This window comes from Pseudoalteromonas sp. SG43-6, assembly GCF_014164365.1.
Classification (GTDB): Bacteria; Pseudomonadota; Gammaproteobacteria; order Enterobacterales; family Alteromonadaceae; genus Pseudoalteromonas; species Pseudoalteromonas rhizosphaerae.
In genome coordinates, this window is sequence record NZ_JACJEZ010000054.1 from 1 (window position 1) to 14,548 (window position 14,548).

At 40.5% G+C, this 14,548-nt stretch carries 9 protein-coding genes; 5 read left to right on the plus strand and 4 right to left on the minus strand.

All coding sequences use genetic code 11. From position 1 onward, the window contains the following. Positions 1-53 precede the first annotated feature (53 nt). The 4 genes from H5201_RS18650 to H5201_RS18665 all read left to right on the plus strand — a co-directional run bounded on the left by H5201_RS18650 (position 54) and on the right by H5201_RS18665 (position 6,701). Positions 54-422: a hypothetical protein gene (locus tag H5201_RS18650; protein WP_182719192.1), complete on the plus strand. Its 369-nt coding sequence runs from the start codon at positions 54-56 to the stop codon at positions 420-422. 87 nt (positions 423-509) lie between these two features. Then, positions 510-1,835: a TolC family protein gene (locus tag H5201_RS18655; protein WP_182785195.1), complete on the plus strand. Its 1,326-nt coding sequence runs from the start codon at positions 510-512 to the stop codon at positions 1,833-1,835. Further along, positions 1,825-3,570: an efflux RND transporter periplasmic adaptor subunit gene (locus H5201_RS18660; protein WP_182785196.1), complete on the plus strand. Its 1,746-nt coding sequence runs from the start codon at positions 1,825-1,827 to the stop codon at positions 3,568-3,570. Before H5201_RS18655 ends, H5201_RS18660 begins: the two co-directional genes overlap by 11 nt. Positions 3,571-3,578: 8 nt before the next feature. Beyond that, complete coding sequence (locus tag H5201_RS18665) at positions 3,579-6,701, plus strand: efflux RND transporter permease subunit (protein ID WP_182740450.1); 3,123 nt, start codon at positions 3,579-3,581, stop codon at positions 6,699-6,701. A 134-nt stretch (positions 6,702-6,835) separates the two neighbouring features. Here the strand turns inward: H5201_RS18665 and H5201_RS18670 are convergent, their stop codons facing one another. Beyond that, a complete protein-coding gene (locus tag H5201_RS18670; protein ID WP_182719196.1) occupies positions 6,836-7,891 on the minus strand; it encodes a porin in 1,056 nt (351 codons plus the stop codon). 114 nt (positions 7,892-8,005) lie between these two features. Continuing rightward, the gene (locus H5201_RS18675; protein ID WP_182719197.1) at positions 8,006-9,898 is read right to left on the minus strand and encodes a methyl-accepting chemotaxis protein; all 1,893 of its coding nucleotides are present in this window, start codon (positions 9,896-9,898) and stop codon (positions 8,006-8,008) included. Positions 9,899-10,357: 459 nt separating this feature from the next. Here H5201_RS18675 and H5201_RS18680 point away from each other — a divergent pair, with 459 nt between their 5' ends. After that, on the plus strand, positions 10,358-10,813 hold the full coding sequence (locus H5201_RS18680; RefSeq protein ID WP_145238201.1) for a hypothetical protein: 456 nt from the start codon (positions 10,358-10,360) through the stop codon (positions 10,811-10,813). Between the two features lie 54 nt (positions 10,814-10,867). Here H5201_RS18680 and H5201_RS18685 read toward each other — a convergent pair whose 3' ends face one another. Both H5201_RS18685 and ppk1 read right to left on the minus strand, forming a co-directional pair. Further along, complete coding sequence (locus H5201_RS18685; protein WP_182719198.1) at positions 10,868-12,355, minus strand: exopolyphosphatase; 1,488 nt, start codon at positions 12,353-12,355, stop codon at positions 10,868-10,870. Beyond that, positions 12,348-14,435, minus strand: coding sequence for a polyphosphate kinase 1 (ppk1, locus tag H5201_RS18690; protein ID WP_182740448.1), 2,088 nt, complete (start codon positions 14,433-14,435; stop codon positions 12,348-12,350). The genes H5201_RS18685 and ppk1 overlap by 8 nt, the downstream gene beginning before the upstream one ends. Positions 14,436-14,548 lie beyond the last annotated feature (113 nt).

Genomic DNA, 14,548 nt, shown 5'->3' on the forward strand with positions numbered 1-14,548 from the left:
AACCTAGAACCTAGAACCTAGAACCTAGAACCTAATTTATAAAAGGCACTTTTTTGCAACGCATTTATATTAGTTTATTCACAGTCGTTTTATTGCTCACTTTAGTGGGTCAAGCGGTTGCGTCTGTAACTATGAGTTGTGATATGCCACACATGAGTCAACCGCAAGCAACTATGGCTGATAGTAGTGATATGCATCACGACATGTCTGCGGGTATGATGAACATGGATTGTTGTGACGATGACGCAACCGCTAATCAAGAGTGTGGTTGTCCAATGAGCGCCTGCAGTACTCACTCAATGTTAAACATGAGTGTGTTAGTTACCGTTATACTGACGACGTCTGAAAAAGTACAACTTTATATCCCGCAAAATCAACATCGTATAGCCAGTTCACTGTATCGCCCCCCTATGCCTGCTTAATTGCAGGATAGGTGCGTCTAAAATTTACCTAAATCACCTTTTCTGCCCCCTAAATTTAGTTGTCTTTTAATTTTAGTGGAGTAAGTGATGAATCACTTCGCAGTATTTAAAGTCAGTTTTTTAGCGCTTATGCTAACAACTGCAATTCCAGCACACAGTAATGAATTAAGCCTTGATGAAGCGCTCAGCTATGCACTTGATAATGAGCCATGGCTAACCGCCAGCAAATATCAACAAGCTGCTATACAAGCACAAAGTTTAGCGGCAGGCACACTGCCGGATCCAGTATTAACGGTGGGCTTAATGAATTTACCCACCGGCGGTTTTGCTTTTGACCAAGAAGGCATGACCCAATTAAAAGTTGGCGTGAGCCAAATGTTTAGCCGTGGCGATAGCTTAGCGCTTAAGCAGTATGCGTTAGCGCAGTCAGCGCAGCAATATCCTTGGCTACGAGCCGACAGACTCGCTCAAGTAAAAACCATTGTTATTGAATCTTGGCTCAATGCATATCGTGCCCAGCAAAGTATTGCGTTAATTGAGCAAGATAAAGCATTGTTCTCGCAACTTATTGATATTACTGAATCGAGTTATGCCAGCTCAGTAGGTAACACCCGCCAACAAGATATTATTCGAGCACAGCTAGAGTTAACCCGTCTTGAAGATAAATTAGTGATGTTAGAGCAGCAGTTCGAAAGCGCGAAAAAGCGTTTATCGCAATGGTTACCAATCAACATGTTAACTCAGCCTGTCAGCGCAAAACGTCATGATATAGCGCCTTTAGTTGATTTTGCGCAGCTTGAATTTGCACAGTTGATGCCATTATTAATGGCGCACCCAGCGATTGTCGCGCTTGATAAAACAGTAGCGGCTAAACAAACAGAAGTTGAGGTGGCAAAACAAGGCTATAAACCGCAGTTTGGGGTAAATATGGGCTATGGTTATCGCGATGATACGCAAATGGGGGATTCCCGAGCGGATCTGTTTTCAGTTGGTGTGAGTGTTGATTTACCACTATTTACTGATAACCGCCAAGACCAACAAGTTAATGCGGCGATAGCTATGGCTGAGGCGGTGAAAACTCAAAAACTAATTGCATTACAAAAGCTAAAAGGGATGTATTTTAAAGAGTTTAGTCAGTTGCCCCAATTAGCAAAGCGTGATGCACTTTATCAAACTAAATTATTGCCACAAATGGCAGAGCAAGCACAAGCTACATTAAATGCTTATACCCGTGATGATGGTGACTTTTCAGAAGTAATGCGCGCCCGAATTAGCGAACTGAATGCCAAAATTGATGCGTTAAACATAGAGATTGATCAACAAATTATTATTGCTCGCCTGAATTATTACGCTAGTAGCAAAGATGCTGCTGTGATGGTTGAGCAATTAGCAGGAGAGCACAGTGAACACTAATTTAAAATTGCTTATCGCAGTACTTATAGGTGCAGGAATATCTGCTAGTGGCTTGTATTTTTTCGGTAATAGTACAGAGCCTGAGGTGATCAGCGCAGAGAAAAAACCATTATATTGGGTTGCGCCTATGGATAGTAATTATCGCCGTGATGCACCAGGGCTTTCACCAATGGGGATGGACTTAGTACCTGTGTATAGTGAAGTAGCTGACAACAATCAAGATGGTCCCGGTGCAGTGACAATTTCCCCTGCTGTTGTTAATAATTTAGGGGTTAGAACGGCTAAAGTACAGCTCAAGGCACTGCAAAGTGAAGTAAAAACGGTGGGCTACGTACAATACAATCAAGATCAGTTAGTGCATATTCACCCGCGTGTAGAAGGCTGGATAGAAACGCTGTACGTTAAAGCCGCTGGCGATCAGGTAAAACAAGGGGAACCGCTGTATACCTTATACTCTCCGCAACTGGTAAATGCTCAAGAAGAATTTGTACTGGCTGTTGATCGTAATAACACCGTACTTATTCGTGCAGCCAAAGCGCGCTTAAAAGCATTGAATGTGTCGGATGGTTTTGTCGAGCGCCTACAAGTTAATAAAAAGGTGATGCAAAATATTACCTTCTATGCTCGCCAAAGTGGTGTGGTTGATGAACTTAATGTGCGCGAAGGTTTTTATGTCAAGCCAGGCACCTCAATGATGAGTATTGCTCAACTTGATGAAGTTTGGGTAGAAGCCGAGGTATTCGAGCGGCAAGCGCAGCTTATTGAAGTCGGTTTACCGGTGACTATGACTCTAGATTATATTGCCGGACAAAGCTGGCGCGGTAAGGTCGATTATATTTACCCAACATTGGATGCCAAAAACCGTACTTTGCGGGTGCGTTTACGCTTTAATAATCAAGATCACCAACTAAAACCGAATATGTTTGCGCAAGTAAGCATCCATGCTAAAGCTGCTGAGCAACAACTTATAGTACCTAAAGAAGCGGTGATCCGCACCGGTTCCCAAGACCGTGTTGTTATCGCTTTAGGCGAAGGACGCTTTAAATCGGTGGCAGTCGAACTGGGCCGCAGTGATAGCCATAACGCCGTTATTTTAGCGGGCGTTAAAGCCGATGATGAAGTGGTGACTTCAGCGCAATTCTTGTTAGATTCAGAATCCAGCAAAAGCTCTGATTTTAAGCGCATGCAAACACCAGAAGCTACCACTAGCGTGTGGGGCAAAGGAGTCGTTAATAGTGTAATGGCAGATCGCCGTATGGTGAATATCAGCCATGACCCTATTGAAGAGCTCGATTGGCCTAGTATGAAAATGGACTTTACGGTTGCCGATAGCGTTGATTTTCAAGCGCTGCAAGCTGGGCAAACACTGCATTTTGAGTTGACTAAAAAAGCCGATAGCAGTTATATGATTAGCGGCATTCATATTATGGATTCCACCCATATGATGAGCGAAGCGCAAAATATGGCGACCGTAACCGGTACTATCAACAGCATTAATAAAGCCCAGCGCACTGCCAATATTAGCCGTGGTGCAATTGAGAAATGGCACCGAGATCCGGCCACTATGGACTTTATGTTTGCTGAACATATTGATTTAAGTAGCCTTGAGCCGAAGCAACAGCTGACATTTACTTTTAGTGTGCAAGATGGTGAGTTCGTGATCCAGCGTATCGATACTGAATCAAGCATGCGAACTAGTGACAATAGCGCCATGTCATCGCATGACGGACATTAGGAGGCTTTATGATAGCAGCAGTTATTCGTTGGTCCGTTACCAATCGCTTTTTTGTATTATTGCTAACAGCAATACTCATTGGCAGTGGTTTATTTGCGGTAAAAAATACCCCAGTTGATGCCTTACCTGATTTATCCGATGTGCAGGTGATTGTAAAAACCTCATACCCAGGGCAAGCGCCACAGGTGGTGCAAGATCAGGTTACTTTCCCACTTACCACCGCGATGCTCTCAGTACCCGGGGCGCAAACAGTACGTGGTTTTTCATTTTTTGGTGATTCCTACGTATATGTCATCTTTGATGAAAACACCGATCTTTACTGGGCTAGAAGTCGAGTGCAAGAGTATTTAAGTCAAGTAGCAAGCCGCTTGCCCGACAGCGCAACTGCAGAGCTGGGCCCAGATGCTACCGGTGTAGGTTGGATTTATTTATACGCGCTGGTGGATAAAACCAATCAGCACGACATTAGCCAGTTACGCAGCTTGCAAGATTGGTTTTTAAAGTTTGAATTGCAAACCGTACCAGGGGTGTCAGAAGTGGCCTCAGTGGGCGGTATGGTGAAGCAATATCAAGTCAATGTAGAGCCAGATAAACTGCGTGCTTATGGTATACCACTGAGTTTAATTCAAACCGCAATTAAGCAAGGTAACCAAGAAATGGGCGCTTCGGTGGTGGAAATGGCCGAAGCCGAATACATGGTAACCAGCACCGGTTATATAAAAAGCGTCGCTGATTTAGAGGCAATTCCACTTGGGGTGAATGCCAACGGCACACCGCTGCAATTACGCGATGTAGCCGATATTCGCCTTGGGCCACAAATGCGCCGTGGCATTGCTGAGCTAAACGGCGAGGGCGAAGTAGCTGGTGGCGTAGTGGTGATGCGCTATGGCGAAAACGCACAAAAAACCATAGAGCTGGTGAAAGCAAAACTTGAATCACTTAGCAAAGGCTTACCCGATGGGGTAGAAATTGTGCCTGTGTATGACCGCTCTAATCTGATCAAAAATGCAGTGGATAACCTCACCAGCAAACTATTTGAAGAGCTAGTGGTAGTGGCGCTTATCTGCATCGTATTTTTGTTCCATGTACGCTCGTCCTTGGTGGCAATTATCACTTTACCGCTGGGAATATTAACGGCATTTATCATCATGTATTGGCAAGGCATAAACGCCAATATAATGTCGCTCGGTGGTATTGCTATCGCCATTGGTGCGATGACCGACGGCGCGATTGTAATGATCGAAAACATGCATAAACACATGGAAAAAACGCCACTAACCGATGAAAACCGCTGGCAAGTTGTCACCGATGCTGCCAGTGAAGTCGGTCCAGCGCTGTTTTTTAGCTTAATGATTATTACCGTGAGCTTTATGCCAGTGTTTATTTTAGAAGCCCAAGAAGGCCGGATGTTTGCTCCGTTAGCGTACACTAAAACCTATGCCATGGCCGCATCTGCGGGCTTGGCAATAACTTTAGTACCGGTATTAATGGGTTACTTTATACGCGGCAAAGTTATTTCTGAGCAAAACAACCCTGTAAACCGCTTGCTAGTGAATGCTTACAAGCCGCTGCTGAACACGGTTTTGCGGTTCCCTAAAATGACTTTAGTACTGGCTGTGGTGGTCGCTGTTATTGGCTTTTATCCGGTCAATAAAATTGGCAGTGAGTTTATTCCACCGCTGGATGAAGGCGATTTAATGTATATGCCGACGACTTATCCTGGTTTATCGATTGGGAAAGCACGAGAGATTTTACAACAAACCGATAAGCTCATCGCCACAGTGCCAGAGGTGTTAACTGTGTTTGGTAAAGTCGGCCGGGCAGAAACAGCAACCGATCCTGCGCCACTGACCATGATTGAAACCTTTATTCAGCTCAAGCCAAAAGATCAGTGGCGCGAAGGCATGACCTTAGACAAGTTGAAAAAAGAACTCGACGGCTTAGTGAAGTTTCCAGGCCTGACTAATGCATGGGTGATGCCAATAAAAACTCGGATTGATATGCTGGCAACTGGGATTAAAACCCCTGTGGGCATTAAAGTTGCGGGACCAAATTTGAGCGAGATTCAAAAAATTGGCCAGCAGATTGAAGTGTTACTTAAAGATGTACCCGGCACGGCTTCCGTTTACTCTGAGCGAGTAGCTGGTGGGCGTTATATCAAGGTCGATATCAACCGTGAAAAAGCTGCCCGTTATAGTTTAAATATTGCTGATGTGCAGCAAGTGGTCGCCACTGCCATTGGCGGCATGAATGTAACCGAAACGGTCGAAGGGCAAGAGCGTTACCCGGTAAACTTACGTTATCCGCAAGACTACCGGGATTCCCCCGAAGAACTGATGCTATTGCCAATAGTCACCCCTGCAGGGCAACGCATTGCTCTTGCCGATGTGGCTGACGTATTTATTGAAGATGGTCCGCCGGGCATAAAAAGCGAAAATGCCCGCTTAAACGGCTGGAGCTTTATTGATATTGATGGCATTGATATTGGTAGTTATGTCGACAATGCGCGCAAAGTGCTTGACGAAAAACTAGTGCTACCAGCAGGTTATTCAATAACCTGGGCAGGGCAATATGAATACATGGAGCGCGCCAAAGAAAAGCTCGCCTATGTATTACCACTGACCTTAGCGATTATAATTGTGTTGTTGTACCTCAACTTTAGAAGCTTTGTAGAAGTGGCAATTATAATAGCAACCTTACCGCTGGCGATGATCGGAGGCATCTGGTTAATGTACTTAGAGGGCTTTAACTTCTCAGTCGCAGTGGGGGTGGGCTTTATTGCCCTTGCCGGGGTCGCGGTGGAAATTGGCGTGATTATGCTGGTGTACTTAAATCAAGCCTACCAAGAAAAGTGTGCTCAAGCCAAGCTAGCAGGTACAACGCTTAGTTTTGCGGAGCTTAAACAAGCCATAGTCGAAGGCGCAGGCCTGCGAGTACGCCCAGTGATGATGACAGTCGCCACTATTATAATCGGTTTGCTCCCCGTACTTTACGGCACAGGCACCGGCAGTGAAGTAATGAGCCGCATCGCCGCCCCTATGGTCGGCGGCATGTTCAGCGCGATTGTATTAACATTGTTGGTACTGCCAGCCGTATATTTGTTATGGCGAAAGCGGGGCCTAAATTCGTAAGTTGAATTAAAAATACAGAGCCCATCAAACTTTGTTTGACCAGAGTCGCAGAACCTCGTAAAACGGGTACTGCGACGATTCAATGTTGATATACTTTTGAAAGTAATCGATAGGTAATGTGTAGATTTGCTTGTTTAAAAATCAAATCTAACGCCAGCTTGTAATTGAGACATGTCTTTGCCGGAGCTAGTAGTAGGTTTGCGTTGTTCATCGTTACTTAAGTCTTCGTATGCTACCCAAGCCCTTAAAGCTTTACTCAAATAACGTATATATTCGATTTTAACGGAATCTACATCACCTGATATATCACAACTGTCTATAGCATAACGAGTATGGATTTTATTTTTACCGAATAGGTAACTGGCATATAAACCACTACTTGTTCTATCTTCAGAGCTACATGCGTTAATTGCATTCTTATTACCCTCTACATCAGCATCTTTCAATCGAACCGTTCCAGTACTACTTCCCCCATAAATATCGTAGATGTTGGTTGCTTTATGTACAAAAGCTGACAATGTCACAGCATCATTAACATCCCACCAACCACGCAACCCATATAGGTTACCTTTATTATCGCCTTGGTTATCTTTAGACCAAGCCGCTTGCACTTTATAAGGTCCAGACTTATATTCTCCACCTAATTGCATTTGATCAACAGAGCTTCCATCTTGCCCTTTAAATTGTAACCCAGCACCAAAGTTCCAATTACCTTGTTTATAAAAATACTGTAGTAAATCATCGTCTCGTACATTACCTTGTCGAATAGTATCTATACCATCTGAAAAATAAGCGCTTCTAACATAGGTATTCCATAATAAAGTTTGAGACCCGAAATAAACTTCACCAAAATCACCTTTCAAACCAACGTAGGCTTGACGAAGAGTCGGGCCATTATTTTGAGTTAAATCAACTGCATTCTCTTCTCTCAGGCCATATTCAACTCTCGTGACTGCTGTTAAATTGTCATCTATTTTGATACTCGCTTTAGCACCTATACGACTCAAAAAGTCGCGGCCATTAGCCCCATCATCAGATGTACCTGCGTCAATATTATCTACACCTAAACGTATAGAAGCATAAAAATCTATATCCTTGATACTTGGCTCAGCTGCTTTTACATTACTAGTAATAGTAAGAAAAGACGTTAGAATAACCCCTACAAAAAGTGGACTAAGTTCTGATTTCATATAAACCTCTAATTATTTTTGTTACTAAATTTGTTTTTATTCAGTTGCTTATTAAAATTTAATTTTTAAGCATTCAAAATTAAGTTTATTTTACTGATAATCTAAAGGTTCACTTCACAGTCTAAACTTACTCACTTCATTGTTAATCTGTCTTCCTAAGTCGTGTAATTTTTGAGCTTGTTCAGCAGCTAATTGGCTTGCTTCAAACATTTCATCACCGACCCCTCGGATTGTCTCAGTATTGCGACTGATTTCTAAGGTGACAGCTGATTGCTCTTCAGCGGCGGTGGCAATTTGTGCTGCCATGTCATTTATCACACTAACCGATTCTAATATTTTACCGAGACTTTGATTCGCTTTTTGAGCATCTTCAACACTTTGGTTGGCCATTCCTTTACCTTTATCAGTCGCATCTACCGCTTTTAGTGCTGCGCTTTGTAGTGACTCAATCATGCCTTGGATTTCTTGAGTCGAAGTATAAGTTCGTTGTGATAAAACCCTTACTTCATCGGCAACTACAGCAAAGCCACGCCCTTGCTCCCCAGCTCTTGCTGCTTCAATTGCTGCATTTAATGCCAGTAAATTTGTTTGCTCTGAAATACCGCTGATAGTAGATAAAATTGATGTTATTTCTTGCGCGTGTTTATTCAAATCACGAATAATTTCGCTCGCTTTTTCGACCTCATCAGCTAGGACTTTTGTAGATTTTTGACTTTGCTCAACGCCAAAACGGCCTTGCTCTGTAACGCTTACGCAGTTTTGTGATGATTGTGCAGTTTGTTCTGCATTAGCAGCGATTTCTTTTGTTGCCGCAGCCATTTCAGTTACCGCAGTTGCAACCATATGAATTTCACTTTGATGACGCTGTAATCTATCGTTTTGCTTATTTGTTGCTGTAGATACATCACCAGCTTCACTTAGCAATATTGTTGATGCGTCACTCAGTCGACTTATAATGCCATGTAATTGTTCAACAAAACGGTTAAAGCTCGATGCAAGTTGGCCTATTTCATCGCCACTATTCACTTCTAACCTAACTGTCAAATCGCCATTACCATTAGCAATAGCATCTAAATTTTGAGTGATAGAACTTAAGTTTTTGAGCATGATTTTTAACAAAAATGAGATGATAAACAGTACAAATATTAACATTGCAGTGCTGATGATCACTTGAGTAATAAGCTGGCTTCGTACAGGTGCAAATAAAGTATCTTTGTCCATTACTAAAATAATTGACCAGCTGGAGTTAGGAATAGCCTGTGCAAAAATAAGTCGCTCGCGATTATCTAAGGTCATTTCTTCTAAAGTATGCTTAGTCACTAGCTTTTCTAACAACTGACCCGTAAAGCTTTTATCGAGATCTGATGCTTTAGTACTTTGTTTTTTTGTATCAGGATGAGCAACAACTTGATCGCTTTTGTCAACAATGATGGCATATCCATCGCCAGGTACATCGAGAGCATTTATATATTTAGTTAATTGAGCTAAAGTTAAATTAGCGCCAACTGCACCAACTATCTCACCTTCCTTTCTCACTGGCTCTGAAAGAGTAACCACATATTCTTGGGTGCTTGCAGAAACAAAAGGAGCAGCTAAAAAACTACCATTTTCTTCTAATGCACCTTTGTACCAACTCCGTACTCTGGGATCATAATTTGGTGGATTAAGGTTAGGGTCGTTACGGTACATTTCTCCTTGTTCATTACCATAGTAAACAAGCGAAAAACCTAAACTTTCTTTTACTTGGTCAAGCAAAATATAAGGTTTTACTTCAGGATGGTCAGCAATAACTTTAGACAGTTTAATAACAGCCTGACGCCTGTCATACATCCAATCACCAACCCCATTTGTAAATACATCTGAGACTAAATTTATTTCTTCTCGTAATGCGGAATCTATATTTTTTTGTAATGCATTTAAGCTCTGTATTAGCATCGCTATAAAAAATATAAAAAAGCAAAAAAAAGTAATAATTAATATTTTTTTTCGAAGGGAATACTTATCCATAAAGCGTTAACCACCAATAAAAAGAGCATATGCTCAAGCTGAAATAATTTACTGTTTTCATCAATCAACAAATGAATATTAGTAAACATTAGAAATTACACCAGCATAGCGATGTAAAATTTATTTATGATTCCCAGCTAAGGGTTGTAGAGATTTCACATTGTCAGCTAAGTTATCAGCAAACTTGGGATGTCATGTTTTGCATTTACTTATGCTTTAAGATGAAACGCTACTTGGCTACTAAGGTTAGAATTTGCGAGTGTTTTATGTCACATCAATTAGTCATAATTTAAATATGAGCCACCGTTTTTGTACCACCACTCTATAAAAATTACCCTATGACTTGTAACTTATACGAGTTTGGGTGATTTACTTTCAATATCTCTCTGTTTTAATTTAACTTTTTATTGGCACGTTTTACGCAAGAGTATGGTTACTAGGGTTAATTAAGGAACGCACATGCAAGTTAAAACAATACAAGAAGTGTACGACTGGACTGTACTATTTCATACCCAAATGGCGGCAAATTTTTTTAGTCTCAGAGACGATTTAGCAGAGCATAACCAAATGCTGGCAGACTATTTTGTTAAGTACGAAAAAAAGTTGGCTGAGGATTTAGTTGGTTTTAAAGCCATCACGGAGATCAATACCTTAGATACTTATTGTTACGAGTACTTTGCTGAAAACTCTGAACTGATTAATTTTACAGATTTAAACCGTGATACGCGTGTTGATGAGCAAGCCATGCAAGGTTATATATCAGATCAGCATCAAAAGGTGATCAATCTTTATCAATACTTACTTAGTCGTGCAGAAACGCCAACAGGTAAAGAGAAACTATCTCAATTGCTGGAGCTTGAACATCAAGGATTAAAGCAAATGATGCAAAGTGCTAATCGCCATATGGATATGTAATAGAAGATCTAATTTGGATAGCGCATGTTATCCAAATTCAGCCATGTCTGTAAATCACACAAAGTCGATTAAAAAGCCTACTTTCTTCAAATATTTTTGCTCTTGTTGTAAATCAGCATGAAGCAAGGTTTGTTCATTGAGCCAATCAGCTGGGAACTGCAATAGCATACTATTGCCTTTTACTGACACTGCTAACTCTTGATGTTGATCGTTAAGGCGTTTTTGATTTAATAATATAGCTAGTCTGAGTAATACAATTAATTGTAATATTTGAAAGTGCGGCACTGAGAGTAAAGTTGGAAATTCTTCTAAACGAATTTTTTTACGGTAAAACCGTATCATACAGCTTAATAATGTTTGCTGTTGTTGAGTAAATCCTGGCAGCTGACTATTTTCAACAACATAAGCACTATGTTTGTGTAAGCCTGATGAGTTAATACCTAAACCCACTTCGTGTAATTGCGCTGCCCACACTAATAATTGATGATTATCTAATGAGTCGAGCTGCCATTCTTTTTGTACTTGTAGGAATAACCAATCGGCAGTATTTGCAACACGCTGGGCATGTACTTTATCTATTGTGTTTCTTTCGCTTAAATTAGCTATGGTATTGGTGCGTATATCTTTAAGCGCTAACTTTTGCTGCATTTCATGCAGTAAACCTTCACGTAGTGAAAAGTCGCTGTAATCCATTTCGGTAATATTAAACAGCTGAAAAATCGCGAGTAAAATAGTTAAGCCACCGCAAATACTTACTTGACGCTCCGGGCTTAAACCTTCAATAAGTAAGTTATCGATAGTTTTAGCGGCTATAAACTGAGTTTTAAGTTCGAGCAATCGCTCCAGTGTGATATTTTTTTGTTCAGGGTCATTAGCGTTGATCATGGCTAATATTGATTTAATGGTGCCTGACGTCCCCACTACCGATTGCCAGCCTGCACTAATGTAATTGGCAAAAATAACCTCAAGTTCTTGCTCTGCTTTTATTTGTGCTTTGCTAAAGCGTTTATCATTAATAATACCATCGGCAAAAAATTGCTTGGTATAGCTTACGCAGCCCATATTGCGACTTGAGAGCAGCTTATGTTTAAAATGCTTGCCAATAATTAGCTCGGTACTACCGCCGCCAATATCAATAACTAAACGGTTTTCATCGTGATGAACATAATGAGCTACACCTTGATAGATTAAGCGCGCTTCTTCTTGACCTGAGATCACATCAATATGATAAGGAAAAACTCTATTTGCCTGAGTTAAAAATGAATTAATATTTTTAGCTCGTCGTAATGTATAAGTTGCAGCAATTTTTACATTGCTCGCAGGGAAGTCTTGTAGCGTAGTAGCAAACTGCTTTAATATCGTTAATGCTCTATCTATGGCAGTTTGACTTAATTGATTTTTGTCGTCTAAGCCATCGGCTAAGTAAACGCGTTGTTTTTCTTTGTGGAGAATTTGCAAAGAGCCATCCACTTCTCTTGCGACCACTAAATGAAAGCTGTTTGACCCTAAGTCAACCGCAGCAATTGAGGGATAATCATTCATTATTGTAATTGCCTTCCCATTTTTTTAAGTGATCATAAATAGCTATTTGCGAACGTATTTTTTTACGATTTCCGCGTCTAACATAATGATTTTTCTGTTCGCTATCAATGATTCTCGCTTTGGTACGATCTTTAAATTGCAGTTCAAGTACGTCAACAATGAGTTGTTTTAGTTTTTCATCATAAATAGGCACGCCAACTTCAACTCGATGATCAAGATTACGTGTCATCCAATCTGCAGATGAAATATAGACTTTTTCATCCCCATTATTACCAAAGATCATAACTCGCGGGTGCTCTAAAAAGCGATCGACGATACTAATTACCCGAATGTTGTCGCTAAAATTATTGAGTCCTGGCACTAAGGAACACATACCACGGACAATAATGCGAATTTTAACACCGCTACGAGCGGCCAAGTACAGACAATCAACCAGTTCTTTATCTACTAAGTTATTTATTTTTAATGTTATTTTACCGGTGTGACCATTTTCAACATGGGTTATTTCTTGGTGAATTAAACCAAGCAACAGCTGTCGAGCGTTCACTGGCGAAATCATCAAATGTTCGAACATAAACGGTTTATAACTGCTTTCAATAAACTTAAATACGCTATCACTTTCGTCACAAATACCTTGATGTTTAGTAAATAAACTAAAGTCTGTATAGATTTTGGCGGTTTTTTCGTGAAAATTACCAGTGCCAATGTGCGCGTACTTTACTATTTGACCTTTTTCACGACGATGAATAATACATAACTTACTGTGTACTTTGAGAGCTGGTATACCAAAAATAACTTTAATACCTGCGCCACTGAGTACTTTTGCCCACTCAATATTATTTTGTTCATCAAAGCGTGCTTTTAGCTCCACCATAACGGTGACTTTTTTGCCATTTTTTGCCGCGTTGATCAGTGATGAAATTAATCGAGATTTACTCGCAACACGATAAATGTTTACTTTAATTTGTGTTACTCGAGGGTCAAATGCTGCTTGGCGAACATATTCCAGTAGATGATTAAATGTATGATATGGATAATAAAGTAGAATATCTTGCTGACTAATTGCAGCAAACACACTGGCATGATTATTAAATGCTGTGCTTTGCAAAGCCGGTAATGATTTGTTTTCTAAATATTGCCGACCAACATTGGGAAAACCAATAAAGTCTCTAAAGTTACGATAGCGACCACCGGGGATCAACGCATCGTGATGAGTAACACCTAAGCGTTTTTTCATTACTTTGAGCATTGGCTCGGGCATCGCTTGGTCGTATACTAAGCGCACCGGCTCGGCATAAATACGCTGTTTTAGGCCCTTAGACATCTTATCTAAAATGCCTTCTTCTAGTTCGTCATCTAGGTTGTATTCTGCATCACGGGTCAGCTTGATTGCGTAGCCTTGGATCTCAGTAAAACTAAAAAAACTGCTAAATACGTCACTTAAAAAAAACAAAATAATGTCATCTAACATCACAATAGTTTTATGACGACGGGTTTTTTCGGGTGGTAAAATTACAAAGCGTGGTACGCGATCGGTAGGGACTTCTAACATCGCATAATGACTTTTGTCGTTAAACATTTCGACAAACAAGTACGTCATTGTATCGTTAATATGATCTGAGAAGTCTTTATTTTCATCCAGCATTATTGGCGATATATGCTGTAATACATTGTCGTGAAAAAATATTTTTAGCCAGTTAATATGAAATTCACTAAGCTGCTCGGGACGGTCAACATGAATGTTGTGGGTATTTAAATCATGGAGAATTTGCTGATGAATAACGTTAAATTTTTTACCAAGCTGCAAAACCTTTTGCTGAATTTGGGTCAGTAAAATTTCATCTTCATCAAAATTAGTATCTGGTAGTTTATTTAATAGAATGCGTCGTTTTACATCGGCAACCCGAACTCTGAAGAATTCATCTAAATTGTTTGAGAAGATCCCCAAAAAACGAATACGTTCAATAATCGGGTTATTTTTATCTTTAGCTTCTTGTAAAACACGATCGTTAAAAGACAGCCAACTTAACTCTGGGGCAAAATAATTAATCGTTTGAGACACATCAGCGCAGGCGTTCATATTCTATTCCTTGGATAGCAACTGAACAAAATATAGAACACTTAGATGACATAAAAATGACAAAAATGTCACTTTTGTGACATGTTTGTCTTGCTATAGAAGATGGCTGTGAG

Excerpts from the sequence above, each read along its gene's own strand:
- H5201_RS18655 (WP_182785195.1), top strand. The coding sequence starts at position 510 with ATGAATCACTTCGCAGTATTTAAAGTCAGTTTTTTAGCGCTTATGCTA.
- H5201_RS18665 (WP_182740450.1), top strand. The coding sequence starts at position 3,579 with ATGATAGCAGCAGTTATTCGTTGGTCCGTTACCAATCGCTTTTTTGTA.
- H5201_RS18670 (WP_182719196.1), bottom strand. The coding sequence starts at position 7,891 with ATGAAATCAGAACTTAGTCCACTTTTTGTAGGGGTTATTCTAACGTCT.
- H5201_RS18675 (WP_182719197.1), bottom strand. The coding sequence starts at position 9,898 with ATGGATAAGTATTCCCTTCGAAAAAAAATATTAATTATTACTTTTTTT.
- H5201_RS18680 (WP_145238201.1), top strand. The coding sequence starts at position 10,358 with ATGCAAGTTAAAACAATACAAGAAGTGTACGACTGGACTGTACTATTT.
- H5201_RS18685 (WP_182719198.1), bottom strand. The coding sequence starts at position 12,355 with ATGAATGATTATCCCTCAATTGCTGCGGTTGACTTAGGGTCAAACAGC.
- ppk1 (WP_182740448.1), bottom strand. The coding sequence starts at position 14,435 with ATGAACGCCTGCGCTGATGTGTCTCAAACGATTAATTATTTTGCCCCA.